The following is a 13,023-nucleotide window of genomic DNA, read 5'->3' as shown; positions in this document are numbered from 1 at the left end:
TTAGTTGTCCAAACCGTCTTTCACCATCTGCGCAGCCCGCAGCACCGCCCGCGCCTTGTTTTGCGTTTCCTGCCACTCGGCTTCTTCTTCCGAATCGGCAACAATCCCGCCGCCGCTTTGCACATACAGCGTTTGGTTTTTAATCACGCCCGTGCGAATCGCAATTGCCAAATCCATGTCGTTGTTAAAGCCCCACACGCCCACCGCGCCGCCGTAAATATTGCGTTTTTCCGGCTCAAGTTCTTCAATGATTTCCAAAGCGCGGACTTTCGGCGCACCCGACAGCGTACCGGCGGGAAACGTCGCCGCCAAAATGTCCATATTGTCCGCATCATCGCGCAAACGCCCTTCCACATTGGACACGATGTGCATCACATGCGAATATTTTTCAATCACCATTTTGTCGGTTACGCGCACCGAAGCGGTTTGGCTGATGCACCCAACATCGTTGCGCCCCAAATCAATCAGCATCACGTGTTCGGCGGTTTCTTTCGGGTCGGCAAGCAGTTCGGCGGCGTGTTGCGCGTCCTGTTCGGGCGTGGCACCGCGCGGGCGCGTTCCCGCAATCGGACGGACGATAACTTTGTCGCGCTCGCGCCGCACCAAAATTTCGGGAGACGAACCGACCACGTAAAAATCGTCAAAATGGTAGTAAAACAGATAGGGAGACGGGTTGAGCGTGCGCAAGGCGCGGTAGAGCGCAAGCGGCGGCTCGGCAAACGGCAGGCTGATGCGCTGGCTGGGAACGACCTGCATACAGTCGCCGTCCAGAATATAATCGCGCACGCGGCGCACATAATCTTTGTAACGCGCTTCGCCGGTGAGGTGTTCGGGCTGCACCGCGCCGCCGCCGCCCAAAGAAAGCGGAATGGCCACGCTTTGGCGCAGTTGTTCGCGCAAATCTTCCAAACGGGCGCGGGCGGTTTCGTAGCCGTCTGCGCGGGCGGGGTCGGCATAGACAATCAGGTAAATTTTGCCGCTCAAATTGTCCACCACCGCCAATTCCTGCGACAGCATCAGCAGAATGTCGGGCGTTTCAAGCGGGTCGTTTTTCAGGCTGCCTGAAAGACGGTGCGCCAAATGTTCAAAATAATAAATGCTTTCGTAGCCGAAATAGCCCACCAAACCGCCGGTAAAACGCGGCAGTTGCGGAATGTCGGGCGTTTTGAAACGGGTGTGGTAGGCGGAAATAAACGGCAGGGGATTGCCTTCGTGGGTTTCAACGGGTTGATGCTGTTCGTACACTTCGGTGCGCGTGCCGGACACTTTCAAATAAGTGTGGCAGGGCAGCCCGATAAAGGAATAGCGTCCGAAACGCTCGCCGCCCACCACCGATTCGAGCAGATAGCTGAACGGGCGGTTGGCGAGCTTGAGATACAGGGAAAGCGGGGTGTCCAAATCGGCAAGTAGCTCTTGTACAAGCGGAATGCGGTTGTAGCCCCGTGCGGCTTGGTCTAAATAGGTTTGTTTGGAAATCATGGTATGACTACTGTATTTTTGGATTTTCAGGCAGCCTGAAAACAATTTCATAGCACCGTATTCGCCGGTTCGTAATGCAAAACTTCGCGGATTTTGTTCTGCCCGTCCACGAGAACCACTTTCGGCTGGTGTGCGGCGATTTCCGGCTCCGACAGCATCACATACGACATGATAATCACCACGTCGCCTGCCTGCACCAGCCGCGCCGCCGCACCGTTCAGGCAGATGATGCCGCTTCCGCGCTCGCCCGCGATGGTGTAGGTTTCCAAACGTGCGCCGTTGTTGTTATTGACGATTTGCACTTTTTCGTTGACCAAAATCCCCGCCGCGTCCAGCAAGTCCAAATCAACGGTGATGCTGCCGACATAGTTCAAATCGGCTTGGGTAACGGTGGCGCGGTGGATTTTGCCGCCTAAAAGGGTACGGAACATGGTGTTTGCCTGCGTAAAACCCACCATTGTAGCAAAAAACCGCACGACACGGGGTCGGGCGGTTTGATGGGGCGGGTGGGCTTATGCCAAATCGGCAAACAGGGGGGTGGACAAATAACGCTCGCCGTAAGACGGCAGCAGCACCACAATCAGCTTGCCCGCGTTTTCCGGTTTGGCGGCGAGCTGGAGCGCACTCCACACCGCCGCGCCCGATGAAATGCCGCCCAAAATGCCTTCTTTTTGTGCCAATGCGCGGGCGGTTTCAAAAGCGGCATCGTTGGAGACGCGAATCACGCCGTCATAAATCCCGGTGTTCAGGTTTTTCGGCACAAAGCCCGCGCCGATGCCTTGAATGGGGTGCGGGCCTTTCGCGCCGCCGCTCAACACGGGCGAAGCGTCCGGCTCAACGGCAAACACCTGTACGCCGTCTTTTTTGGCTTTCAGCACTTCGCCCACGCCGGTTACCGTGCCGCCCGTGCCGACGCCGCCGACAAAAATGTCTACCGCGCCATCGGTATCGCGCCAGATTTCTTCGGCGGTGGTGCGGCGGTGTACTTCGGGATTGGCGGCGTTTTCAAACTGTTGCGGCATAAAATAGCGGTCGGGGTCGGCATCGGCGAGTTCCTGCGCTTTGGCAATCGCGCCGCCCATGCCTTCGGCGGCGGGGGTCAGCACCAGTTCCGCACCGAAGGCGCGAAGCAGCATGCGGCGTTCTTGGCTCATGCTTTCGGGCATGGTGATGACCAGTTTGTAACCTTTGGCGGCGCACACCATCGCCAAGCCGATGCCGGTGTTGCCGCTTGTCGGCTCAACGATGACGGTGTCGGGCTTGATTTTGCCGGCTTGCTCGGCGGCTTCAATCATGGCGGCGGCGATGCGGTCTTTGACGCTGTTGCCGGGATTGAAAAACTCCAACTTCGCCACCACGCGGGCGGGCAGGCCTTCGCTTAAGCGGTTCAGTTGCACGAGCGGGGTGTTGCCAATCAGTTGGGTGATGTCGCGGGCGATGTTCATGTTGCGGTTTCCTGTTTGCGGTGGATAAACGGCGGTATCTTACCCGATTATGCCGCCAAACGGAAAGAATTTGCCGTGCTTTGGCAAAGGCGCGGCGGTTATATCGCGTGCCGTCAAACGCACCGTTCCGCACGCCAAGCACTTCCGCCCGCGCCCAAAAGCCGTTATAGTCCGCTTCCGCCCCGTCATGCCCCTTATACCGGCGTGGCAACCCGCAGGAAGGCGCATCAGGTACAGCCCGATGTCTTGCCCCAGCGCGTATCATCAATCAAATTTTTCTGCTATAAATCAGCATAATATAAAAACGCCGTCATTCCCGCGCAGGCGGGAATCCACTGCCCGATGTTTGTGAAGCGATGTTTTATCAATACTTTTTGAAATTTATTTAGGATTCCCGCCTGCGCGGAAATAACGGTGCCGTGTTTTTTCGATTAATTGATGACACGCCCCGATGCAAACGGGGCAAACAGAAAAGGAACACAATGAAACCCGCCCAAAAAATCACCCTTGCCGTTTTGCTGCTGCTGTTTGCGGCGGTCAAAATCCTGTTGCTGCTGTGGTGGCAAGGCAAACAAAGCACCGTGCATGCCCTGCCCTGCAATCCTGCTGCCGAAGGTTGCCGCTTTGACGGCACGGCACACCTGCGCCTGACGGGTGCAGACCCGCACCGCCCGTTTGCGGCAACGGTGTCGGGGCTGCCGCCGCACACGCAATCGGTGTCGCTGTCGTTTGCCATGCGCGGCATGGACATGGGCTTCAACCGCTTTGATTTGCACCGCGACCCGAACGGCATCTGGCGCAACGACACACTGCGGCTGCCCGTGTGCAGCCTGTCGCGGCACGACTGGATTGCCGAATGGACGGTAGACGGCAAACGCTATCAAGCGGATTTTCAAACACAACAATAGTCCGCAGAGCGGTTGAAAAGCCGCGCCCCGCAGCGTACAATCGCAGCGTTTTCCCATCTGATTTTGCGAAAGCACGCTCATGACACACCCCAAAAAAGGCAATGTTTTCATCATCTCCGCCGCCTCCGGCACCGGCAAAACCACACTGGTGTCGCGCCTGTGCGCCAACCCCGACAACCGCATCCGCGTATCCGTATCGCACACCACCCGCGACCCGCGCGCGGGCGAATCCGATGGCACACACTACCATTTCGTTTCCAAACAACAATTTATGGAATTGGTGGGACAAGGCGCGTTTTTGGAACACGCCGAAGTGTTCGGACATTACTACGGCACGGGCATGGCGGGCGTGGAAGACTTGTGCAATCAGGGCTTTGACGTGATTTTGGAAATCGACATACAGGGCGCGGAACAAGTCCGCCGCCTGCTGCCCGATGCGGTGAGCATCTTCCTGCTGCCGCCCTCACTGGCGGTGCTGGGCGAGCGCCTGCGCGGGCGCGACAGCGACAGCCCCGAAGTCATCGCCCGCCGCCTGCTGCAGGCAGAGCAGGAAATCCAACAAGCCTTCATTTTCGATTTCGTAGTAGAAAATCACGACTTGGACACCGCCGAAGCCGATTTGCTGCACATTTTCAAAGCGCACCGCTTCAGCCAAAAACAACAGCGCACAACCATTGAAAAAATTCTGCAAAATCATTAAAATCGGGGTTAAGAACCTTTAACGCACGTCCGCAAAGCGGAAATTTCAGAAAAATCAATAATATTGGAAAGCACATTATGGCACGTATTACTGTTGAAGACTGCATCGGCAAAATCTCCAACCATTTTGACCTCACCCTTGCTGCCGCCCGCCGCGCCCGCCAGTTGGAAAACGGCTCCATGCCTTTGGTGGACGATGTGCGACACGATAAAGCCACCGTTACCGCTTTGCGCGAAATTGCTGCCGGACAAATCGGCACGGAAATCTTATCGCGCAACCGATAATCCGAAACGGCATTTGACCAACGGCACCGCTTTGAGGCGATGCCGTTTTTTGTGTCCGGGGTGCATCATCATTGTTGAAAATCCTTGCAAAGTGTTCAACCTTGCGCGGATTTTTGCTTGAACAACCGCGATGCCGGGCAATTGATGACGCGCCCGATGCTGCCGGAAGTTTTTTGTTTGAACCTGTATTTTTAGGAGTTTGTCATGAAGATTCGTCCGACACCCGCCCCCGCCCCCACCGCGCCCTACGATGCGGAATACACCGCGCCCGCACGCGCCATCTTGTTCGGCATTGCCGGACACTATCTGGACACGGAAGCTTTGGCACTGCTCGAACGCGCCTGTGCCTTCGCCTTCCGCGCCCACGACGGGCAAACGCGCAAAAGCGGCGAGCCTTACATCACCCACCCCATTGCCGTCAGTGCGGAGCTGGCAAAATGGGGCATGGACATCGAAACCCTGTGTGCGGGTTTGATGCACGACGTGCTGGAAGATACAGACGTTGATTACATGCAGATGGCCAACCGTTTCGGCACGGTGATTACCGATTTGGTGGACGGTGTGTCCAAGCTCGACAAGTTCGAGTATTCCGACAAAGCCCAACACCAAGCGGAAAGTTTCCGCAAGCTGGCGATGGCGATGACCAAAGACGTGCGCGTGATTATGGTCAAGCTGGCAGACCGTTTGCACAATATGCGGACGCTCGGCGGGGTGGGCAAGGTGGAAAAACGCCGCAGCACGTCGCGGGAAACGCTGGAAATCCACGCGCCCATCGCCCACCGTTTGGGGCTGAACAGCGTGTATCGGGAAATGCAGGATTTGGCGTTTGCCAATCTGTATCCGGAGCGTTTCCGTGCTTTGGAAAAGGCGATGGTAACGTTCCGTCAGCAATACGGTCATGTGATTGATACGGTGGTGGAAAAGTTTGCGGCGGGTTTGGCGGAACACGGTATTGCGGCGGAATTGGACGGGCGCGAGAAGCATGTGTACAGCATTTATGAGAAGATGAAGCGGCGAAAACTGCATTTTAAGGAGGTGTTTGATATTTACAGTATTCGGGTGTTGGTGGACAGTAATTTGGATTGTTATACGGCGTTGGGGGTGATGCACATGCTCTACCGTCCGGACTTGCGCCGTTTCAAAGACCACATCGCCATTCCGAAAAGCAACAGCTATCAGAGCCTGCACACCACTTTGAAAGGCCCGAGCGGTTTGCCCATCGAGGTGCAAATCCGCACCCGCCAAATGCATTCGATTGCGGAAAGCGGGATTGCGGCGGTGCTGGACAGCGAAGACACTTGGGCGCACACCAAACGTTGGTTGTCGGACATTTTGGAATTGCAGGAGCGCAGCGAGGGCGATGCGGCGGAGTTTTTGCAAAACGTGAAAAGCGATTTGGCGGGCAACGAGGTGTATGTGTACACGCCGCAGGGGGAAATCATCACGCTGCCGCGCGGGGCAACGGCTTTGGATTTTGCATATGCGATTCACACCGATGTGGGCAACAGTTGTGCGGTGGTGAAAATCAATAAAAAGGTTTGTCCGTTGCGAACGTGTTTGCACAACGGCGACCAAGTGGAAATCGTGCGTTCGCAGCAGGTGCAGCCGAAAGCGCAGTGGCTGGATTGGGTGGTTACGGGGCGCGCCGCAGCCGCCATCAAGCAGTATTTGAAACGCCGCAGCCGCAGCAATACGGTGCGGTTGGGGCAAACGCTGCTGCAACAGGCGTGGGCGGCGATGGTGGGGCAGCAGCCCGTGCCGGAGCTTGATGAGGAATCGCTGTTGCGCATCGGCAGTGGCGAATTGCCGGTGCAAGAAGCGGTGCGCCGCTTGGCACGCCAACACGGCGTGCAGGCAAACGATTGGGCGGACGCCGTGCCGTATCGGGTGGACGCGGCAGCCGCAGGGGTGTTGCTCGGCACGTGCTGCCATCCGGTGGCGGGCGACGCGGTCGGCGCGGTACGCAGCGCGGGGCATGGCTTTACCGTGCATCGCGAGCATTGCCCGCAGTTGTTGCAGGCCGCGCCCGAACAGCGTGTGGAAGCCGTGTGGCAAGGACGTTCCGAACACGGCTACGATGTGGCTTTGACGGTAAGCTGCTTGGACGCGCACGGCCTGTTGGCGGCGCTGACTTCGGCGGTGTCGGCAAACGGCGGCAACATCAACGCGCTGGACACGGTGGCGGAAGCGGACGACACGGGCATGATGGTGTTCCGTTTCCACGTGCGGGTGGCGGATTTGGCGGGCTTGCACAAGCTGACGGACGCGCTGGCGAAAGTAAAACAGGTGCGTTCGGTGAAACGCGGCTAGGGCGCGTCATAAATTAAAATTTTCTACTATAAATCAGTAGAATATAAAAAAACGCCGTCATTCCCGCGAATGCGGGAATCCACTGACTGATGTTTGTGAAGCAAGCGTAGCTTGGGTTGAAACGAAGTGAAAACCCAACATTTTTCCGGAAATTTATGGATTTTGTTGGGTTTGTGCTTCGCGCCAACCCAAGCTACACCTGCGCGGGAATGACGGCGCAGTGGTTTTTCAGTCGATTGACGACACGCTCTCGGTCGTTGCTTCATATAGTTGATTAAAATCGCAACGATACGGCGTTGCCAACGCCCTTATATCCGTACACGGCGGGCGTTGTCGCCTTGTCTCGTTTTTATTTTTATCAACCATAAAATCCAATCCGTTGTTTTCACATTGGCAATAAAGCAACAAAAACACCCGTCCCATCGCTTGCGGTGGGGCGGGTGTCGGCTTATCGGAACGGCACTCGGGCGCGTCGTGTTGGTTTCAACGCACGGGGTTTCAAACCGAAAAGAAATTTTGATGACACCACCTAACGGTGTGTGTCGCGGTCGCCGCCGCGCCGTACGGTGGTGAAGTCGCCTTCGATGACGTCGTCATCGTGGTCGGGACGGCGGTTGCGCGGGTCGCTGTGGAAGGTGCCGCCGAATGTGCCGTAGAAATCCTGTTGTTGCGTGCCGTTGTGCGGTGCTGCCGTGCCGTCACCGCCGCGCAGGGGCAACAGCAGCAGCAATGCCAGAATGTCGGACAAGAATCCGGGCAGCATCAGCAAAAATCCGGCAAAGGGAATGCGTACGGGCCACAAAAGCTGGTAGGGCGAAATGCGTCCGTTGCCGCGCATCATGGCGGCGGCAAGCAGGGTTTTGGCTGCGCCGCCGCGCCCGCGCACCAAGCGCCTGCCCAACAAAAAGCTGATAATCATCAATACGATGACGATTGCACCGCCAAGCAGTCTGGCGGCAAGAAAAACGGACAGGATTTCCAAAACAACAAAAATCAAAGCAAAAACGCCCATAAAGCGCATAATCGGTTTTCCTTTCTTTGCGGGTGGTTGGCGGTGTGGGGCATACATGGCGGCGCGGCGGCGGATAACAAGGGCGTACGGCGTGTAAAAGCGGGTTAAAACCAGCCGCCGGCGCGTATCAGTGCGCCGATGTGGGCTTTGGCGGCGCGGGAGAGCGCTTCGGGATTGTAGCCGCCTTCGAGTACGGAAACAATACGTCCCTGCGCGTGGCGGTCGGCAATCAACACGATTTTGCGGGTGAGCCAGCCAAAATCGGCATCGTTCAGGCACAAATGTCCGATGTCGTCTTCGCTGTGGGCATCGAAGCCCGCCGAAAGAAAGATGATTTGCGGTCGGAACGATGCCAGCTTGGGCAGCCATTGCGCCCGCACCAAGTGGCGGAACACGGCGCTGCCGTCGCCCGCTTTGAGCGGAAAATTGAATACGTTGGGGTTGCTGCCGCGATAGTCCGTGCCGGTAAAGGGGTAGAGCGGAGACTCGAATGACGAAATCAGCATCACACGCGGGTCGTTGGCAAAGATGTTTTCCGTGCCGTCGCCGTGATGCACGTCAAAGTCAATCACGGCAATGCGTTGGAGGCGGTATTCGGCAATGGCGTGCATCACGCCCACGGCGGTGTTGTTGATGAAGCAAAAACCTGATGCGTGGTCGGCAGCAGCGTGGTGTCCGGGCGGACGCACGGCGCAAAAGGCGTTTTTGGCGTGTTTGCGCATGACCATGTCCACCGCATGCACCACCGCGCCGGCGGCGTGGCGGGCGGCGGCAAGGGTGTCGCGCCCCAAGTAGGTGTCTTCATCGATTTTTACCGTACCGCCCTGTTGCGGCACGCGGTTTTCCAAATCCGCCAAGTAGCGCAAGCTGTGTACCCGCGCCAGTTGCACGTCCGACACTTCGGGCGCATCGATTTTTTGCAAACGCGCCCACAAATGCGATTGGTGCAAAAGCTGCTCGATGGCGGCGATGCGCTCGGGCTGTTCGGGGTGCGGCACGGTGGTGAAGGCAACACGGCAGTGGGGCGACGAAATCCACGCGGTGCGCCCTTTGTAGCCGATGCTGCGGAAAAAACGGCGTTTGAAAAAACGCAGATAGGTTCGCAGCATCTTGCCCACAGGCACGGGGCGGCGGAGAAAGTCCGAAGCAATCATTCCGATGTTTTCAGAAAATGTTCCAACATTGCCAGCGCGTATTGCACGGCTTGGCTGCGGACTTGTTTGCGGTCGCCGTCAAAACGGTAATGCTTCGCCCAAATGCGCTGCTTGGTGGCAAAGCCGAACCACACCGTGCCGACCGGTTTGTCCTTGCTGCCGCCATCGGGCCCGGCAATGCCGGTGATGGCAACGGCGTAATCGTTGCGGGTGGCGACCAATGCGCCCAATGCCATTTCGCGCACGGTTTCCTCACTCACCGCGCCGTAATGCCGCAGCGTGGATTCCAACACGTTGAGTTGTTGGGTTTTGGCTTGGTTGGAATAGGTGATGAAGCCGCGCTGGAAGTAGGCGGAGCTGCCCGGCACGGAGGTCAGCTCGGCCGCGAGCAGCCCGCCGGTGCAGGATTCGGCGGTGGTGATGGTGCGCTTGCGGGCGGTGAGTTCGCGGGCGATGTATTCTAATCGGGTCATAGGGTTAGGGGTTTTCAGGCAGCGTGCGGCGGTTGGAACCCGCCACCATGTCCAACACATACAGGCGGCAGTCCAAACGCCCGTTCAATACGGGGATTTTGCGTTTCGGCGACAGGCGCATCAGTTTCGGCAGGGCGCGGTCGCTGCTGAGCAGGGCGGCCGTCCAGCCCGCATAATGCCGTTTCAGCCATGTGCCGAGTTGCGGATACAGCGCGTGCAAGGCCTGCACTTCCGCCAAACGCACGCCGTAGGGCGGATTGGACAACATCAGCCCCTTGGCGGCGGGCGGGCGCGTGTCGCACACGTCTTGGCAAGTCAAATCAATCGCATCGGACACTCCGGCGGTTTCGGCGTTGGCGCGGGCGGCGGCGAGCATGGCGCGGTCGTTGTCGGAAGCGGCAATCGGCGCGGCGGCGGAGCGCACGGCGGCGCGGGCTTCGTTTTGCAGTTGCGCCCACAACGCCGCATCAAAGTTTTTCAAGCGTTCAAAGGCAAAGCCGCGCAATAAGCCGGGCGCACGGTTTTGCGCCAGCCACGCCGCTTCAATGGCAATCGTGCCGCTTCCGCAAAACGGGTCTTGGAACGCTTGCGTGCCGTCATAGCCCGCCAGCATCAGCAAACCGGCCGCCAGATTTTCGCGCAGGGGCGCATCGCCCTGTTCGCGGCGGTAACCGCGTTTGAACAGGGCTTCGCCGCTTGTGTCCACAAAGATTTCCGCTTCGCGCTCGCCCGCAAAGATTTGAATTTGCACATCGGGCGCGTCTTTGTCCACGTCGGGGCGGCTGCCGGTGTCGGCGCGGAAACGGTCGCACACCGCGTCTTTCACTTTCAGCGCGGCGAAGTTCAGGCTTTTGAGCGGGGCGCGTCTGCCCTCGATGCGGATTTTGAAACTTTGTTGTACGTCAAACCATTGCGCCCAACAGCAATCGCGGGCGAGCGTGTACAAATCGTGTTCGTGGCGGTAGCGTCCGTGCGCCACGCGCAGCAGGACGCGGGCGGCTGTGCGGCTGTGCAGATTGGCGCGGTAAACCTGTGCCAAGCCGCCGGTGGCGGACACGCCGCCGTCGGCGGCGCGGACGCAAGTGCAGCCTTGTGCGGCGAGTTCTTGCGCCAACACGGCTTCCAAACCGCGCGGGCAAGTGGCGAATAAAGCATGCTTCAATTAAAATTCCTTTTCGGCGGGCAACCCCGCCAAGCCGTTGCCCGATGTCCGGCAAACGGGTGTTTGCTCAAAATGTGTTTCTGCGGCAGATGCCAAGGCGTGCCATCAATTGCTTCGGAAGCGGTTTTTCAAGCAGATGCAAGGCAAAAATTCGCACAAGGTTGAACACCTTGCAAGGATTTTCAACGCGGCAGGTGCGGATTTGGGCTGAAAATACCGCCGCATAAGTAAATGATGACACGCCCCAGCCCGTGCGGGCGCGCGCTTCCGGCACAAAATAAGATGATAACACGCCCTAGGGTGTGTCATCATTTAAACTTTTATGCTGAAAATCAGCGCAATATAAAAAAATCCGTCATTCCCGCGCAGGCGGGAGTCCACTGCCCAACTTGGATTCCCGCCTGCGCGGGAATGACGGTGCGGCGTTTTTTCGGCTAATTGATAACACACCCTAACGGCTTTGGTGTGCCGCCGGCGAAGCGCGTATCAAGCCCACCCCGAACGCGTGCGGGCCGATGTGCGCCGCCACCACCGGACTGATGGGATAAGAAGGCAAATGGTGCAAATTGTTGCGCGATGCCAAAATGTCTTCCAAATCGCGGTGCAAATCCAAATCGCCCGAATACAGGGTAAACACCGAATAATTGCCGCGTTGCAGATACGTGCCGACACGGTCGGACAACACCCGCATGGCGCGGACGGTGGTCATAATGCGCTCCGCCACCACCGCCTCGCCCGCACGGTTTACCTGAATCAAAGGCTTCAGCCGCAACAAATTGGCGATAAAGCCCGCCGTTTTCGACAAACGTCCGTTATGCAGCAGATAGCTCAAATCGCCCACCCCGAAAACCACACGGCAATCGCTGCGCAGCTCGTCCAAACGCGCCAGCGTCTGCTCCATCGTCCGCCCCTGCCGGAAACAGTAATCCGCTTCCAGTGCCATCATGCCTTCGATAAACGTACCGCTACGGCTGTCAAACACGCGAATCACCATTTTGCCCTCAAACAAGGGCACGATTTCGCGCACTCGCGCACAGGTTTTGCTCAAGGCTTCCGACATGCCGACAAACAACACTTCCCGATAGCCTTCGTCCATGATTTTCAGGAAAAATTTGGTAATCTCCAAACGGCTGGGCGGCGATGTTTTCGCCATTTGGCGGGGGTGTTCGAGCATCCAATTTTGAAAATCGCCGTTTTTCAGGGTTTGACCGTCCACATAGCGGCGGCCGCCCATTTCAATGTTCAAACGCAAAATGCGGATATTGTGTTGGTAGGGATGGTAATCCAAACACGAGGTGGACATGGCAACCACCAGTTTTTTGTCCATGGTGATGTTCTCTAAACCACAATCATGCCGATATTGTAAAGAATTTTAACCTGAATTGATATAGAGTGCGTACTTTTCGCTTCATGCGGGCGGCACAAACACCCCCGCTTGCGCGAATACTTGCCGGTACGCCGCCGCTTTGTCCGCCAACGGCAAAGGATAGGCGCGGGACGATGAGGGCAAACGGTACAGCCGCAACGCCCGTCCCGCGCACGCGCCGTTTGCCGGTATGCCGATGGCGGGTTTTGCGCCAAGCTGCGGCAGCAGGGTATCGGCGGCTTTGTCGCCGGTAAAGGCGATGGTGCGGCATTCGGGCAAACGCGCCAGCAAAGCCGCCACATTCAAAGGCTCGACCACTTCCAAAAATTTGTCTGCCGCATTGCCTTGCAAACGCCGCACCGTGTGCGCGGCATCGGCAACGGCGATGCCTGTTTGCATTAAAAAATCACGAATGGCGGTTTCGCGGAAGTTTTTGTTTTCGATAAAATAATCTTTGTCGCCAAAAAACACCAGCCCGAAAATCCGCCACATGTCGTTTTGGCGGTTCGGGTAGTAAAAATCCATCGTCCAACGGCGGTGCGGCGGCGGAAAGCTGCCGAGCATCAGCAGTTTGGCACCGGACGGGGCAAAAGGCGGCAGGGGGTGGGTTTCGGTATCGGACACGTCATGTTCCCGTAACAGCATCTCAAACACCGTCATGTCCGCACAGGCTGTTCCGACTTGGCTTCCCGCCTGCGCGGGCATGACGGCGCAGTGTTTTTTCAGTCAA

General features: G+C 57.6%; 14 protein-coding genes. 4 read left to right on the top strand and 10 right to left on the bottom strand.

What is annotated here, in order from left to right:
• The 3 genes from trpE to cysK form a co-directional block, all read right to left on the bottom strand.
• Entirely contained in the window at positions 1-1,479 is a 1,479-nt protein-coding gene (gene trpE / locus G392_RS0103340; protein WP_027009082.1) for an anthranilate synthase component I, read from the bottom strand.
• Between the two features lie 47 nt (positions 1,480-1,526).
• Positions 1,527-1,910 (bottom strand): aspartate 1-decarboxylase, encoded by a 384-nt coding sequence (panD, locus tag G392_RS0103335; protein ID WP_027009081.1) that lies wholly within the window; start codon positions 1,908-1,910, stop codon positions 1,527-1,529.
• Between the two features lie 81 nt (positions 1,911-1,991).
• On the bottom strand, positions 1,992-2,924 hold the full coding sequence (gene cysK / locus G392_RS0103330) for a cysteine synthase A (RefSeq protein WP_027009080.1): 933 nt from the start codon (positions 2,922-2,924) through the stop codon (positions 1,992-1,994).
• A gap of 482 nt (positions 2,925-3,406) precedes the next feature.
• On the opposite strand from cysK, the gene G392_RS0103325 reads away from it, so the two are divergent.
• The 4 genes from G392_RS0103325 (at position 3,407) to G392_RS0103305 (ending at position 7,126) form a co-directional block, all read left to right on the top strand.
• Entirely contained in the window at positions 3,407-3,832 is a 426-nt protein-coding gene (locus G392_RS0103325; RefSeq protein ID WP_027009079.1) for a hypothetical protein, read from the top strand.
• 79 nt (positions 3,833-3,911) lie between these two features.
• Positions 3,912-4,532, top strand: a complete 621-nt coding sequence (gene gmk, locus G392_RS0103320; protein WP_027009078.1) for a guanylate kinase — start codon at positions 3,912-3,914, stop codon at positions 4,530-4,532.
• A 77-nt stretch (positions 4,533-4,609) separates the two neighbouring features.
• Complete coding sequence (rpoZ, locus tag G392_RS0103315) at positions 4,610-4,816, top strand: DNA-directed RNA polymerase subunit omega (RefSeq protein WP_027009077.1); 207 nt, start codon at positions 4,610-4,612, stop codon at positions 4,814-4,816.
• A 204-nt stretch (positions 4,817-5,020) separates the two neighbouring features.
• Positions 5,021-7,126 carry a RelA/SpoT family protein gene (locus tag G392_RS0103305; protein ID WP_027009076.1) on the top strand — a complete coding sequence of 702 codons (2,106 nt, stop codon included), beginning with the start codon at positions 5,021-5,023 and terminating at the stop codon, positions 7,124-7,126.
• Between the two features lie 529 nt (positions 7,127-7,655).
• Here the strand turns inward: G392_RS0103305 and G392_RS12000 are convergent.
• The 7 genes from G392_RS12000 to G392_RS0103270 form a co-directional block, all read right to left on the bottom strand.
• The gene (locus G392_RS12000; RefSeq protein WP_034334285.1) at positions 7,656-8,147 is read right to left on the bottom strand and encodes an FxsA family protein; all 492 of its coding nucleotides are present in this window, start codon (positions 8,145-8,147) and stop codon (positions 7,656-7,658) included.
• 95 nt (positions 8,148-8,242) lie between these two features.
• Entirely contained in the window at positions 8,243-9,292 is a 1,050-nt protein-coding gene (locus G392_RS0103295) for a histone deacetylase family protein (protein ID WP_051255547.1), read from the bottom strand.
• A complete protein-coding gene (gene pncC / locus G392_RS0103290) occupies positions 9,289-9,765 on the bottom strand; it encodes a nicotinamide-nucleotide amidase (protein ID WP_027009074.1) in 477 nt (158 codons plus the stop codon). Before pncC ends, G392_RS0103295 begins: the two co-directional genes overlap by 4 nt.
• Positions 9,766-9,769: 4 nt before the next feature.
• A complete protein-coding gene (locus tag G392_RS0103285) occupies positions 9,770-10,927 on the bottom strand; it encodes a THUMP domain-containing class I SAM-dependent RNA methyltransferase (RefSeq protein WP_027009073.1) in 1,158 nt (385 codons plus the stop codon).
• Positions 10,928-10,994: 67 nt separating this feature from the next.
• Positions 10,995-11,219 (bottom strand): hypothetical protein, encoded by a 225-nt coding sequence (locus tag G392_RS14025; RefSeq protein ID WP_156900781.1) that lies wholly within the window; start codon positions 11,217-11,219, stop codon positions 10,995-10,997.
• 159 nt (positions 11,220-11,378) lie between these two features.
• Positions 11,379-12,254 carry a DegV family protein gene (locus G392_RS11995; RefSeq protein ID WP_051255546.1) on the bottom strand — a complete coding sequence of 292 codons (876 nt, stop codon included), beginning with the start codon at positions 12,252-12,254 and terminating at the stop codon, positions 11,379-11,381.
• Positions 12,255-12,335: 81 nt separating this feature from the next.
• Complete coding sequence (locus tag G392_RS0103270; protein ID WP_027009071.1) at positions 12,336-12,917, bottom strand: uracil-DNA glycosylase family protein; 582 nt, start codon at positions 12,915-12,917, stop codon at positions 12,336-12,338.
• Between the last annotated feature and the right edge of the window lie 106 nt (positions 12,918-13,023).

Source organism: Conchiformibius kuhniae DSM 17694, assembly GCF_000428785.1.
GTDB classification, from domain to species: domain Bacteria; phylum Pseudomonadota; class Gammaproteobacteria; order Burkholderiales; family Neisseriaceae; genus Conchiformibius; species Conchiformibius kuhniae.
Note: the sequence above shows the minus strand (reverse complement) of the source record. Positions and strands in the feature narration are given on the sequence as shown.

Bases quoted from the DNA above. Each gene is read 5' to 3' on its own strand.
- trpE (WP_027009082.1), bottom strand. From the start codon at position 1,479: ATGATTTCCAAACAAACCTATTTAGACCAAGCCGCACGGGGCTACAAC.
- panD (WP_027009081.1), bottom strand. From the start codon at position 1,910: ATGTTCCGTACCCTTTTAGGCGGCAAAATCCACCGCGCCACCGTTACC.
- cysK (WP_027009080.1), bottom strand. From the start codon at position 2,924: ATGAACATCGCCCGCGACATCACCCAACTGATTGGCAACACCCCGCTC.
- G392_RS0103325 (WP_027009079.1), top strand. From the start codon at position 3,407: ATGAAACCCGCCCAAAAAATCACCCTTGCCGTTTTGCTGCTGCTGTTT.
- gmk (WP_027009078.1), top strand. From the start codon at position 3,912: ATGACACACCCCAAAAAAGGCAATGTTTTCATCATCTCCGCCGCCTCC.
- rpoZ (WP_027009077.1), top strand. From the start codon at position 4,610: ATGGCACGTATTACTGTTGAAGACTGCATCGGCAAAATCTCCAACCAT.
- G392_RS0103305 (WP_027009076.1), top strand. From the start codon at position 5,021: ATGAAGATTCGTCCGACACCCGCCCCCGCCCCCACCGCGCCCTACGAT.
- G392_RS12000 (WP_034334285.1), bottom strand. From the start codon at position 8,147: ATGCGCTTTATGGGCGTTTTTGCTTTGATTTTTGTTGTTTTGGAAATC.
- G392_RS0103295 (WP_051255547.1), bottom strand. From the start codon at position 9,292: ATGATTGCTTCGGACTTTCTCCGCCGCCCCGTGCCTGTGGGCAAGATG.
- pncC (WP_027009074.1), bottom strand. From the start codon at position 9,765: ATGACCCGATTAGAATACATCGCCCGCGAACTCACCGCCCGCAAGCGC.
- G392_RS11995 (WP_051255546.1), bottom strand. From the start codon at position 12,254: ATGGACAAAAAACTGGTGGTTGCCATGTCCACCTCGTGTTTGGATTAC.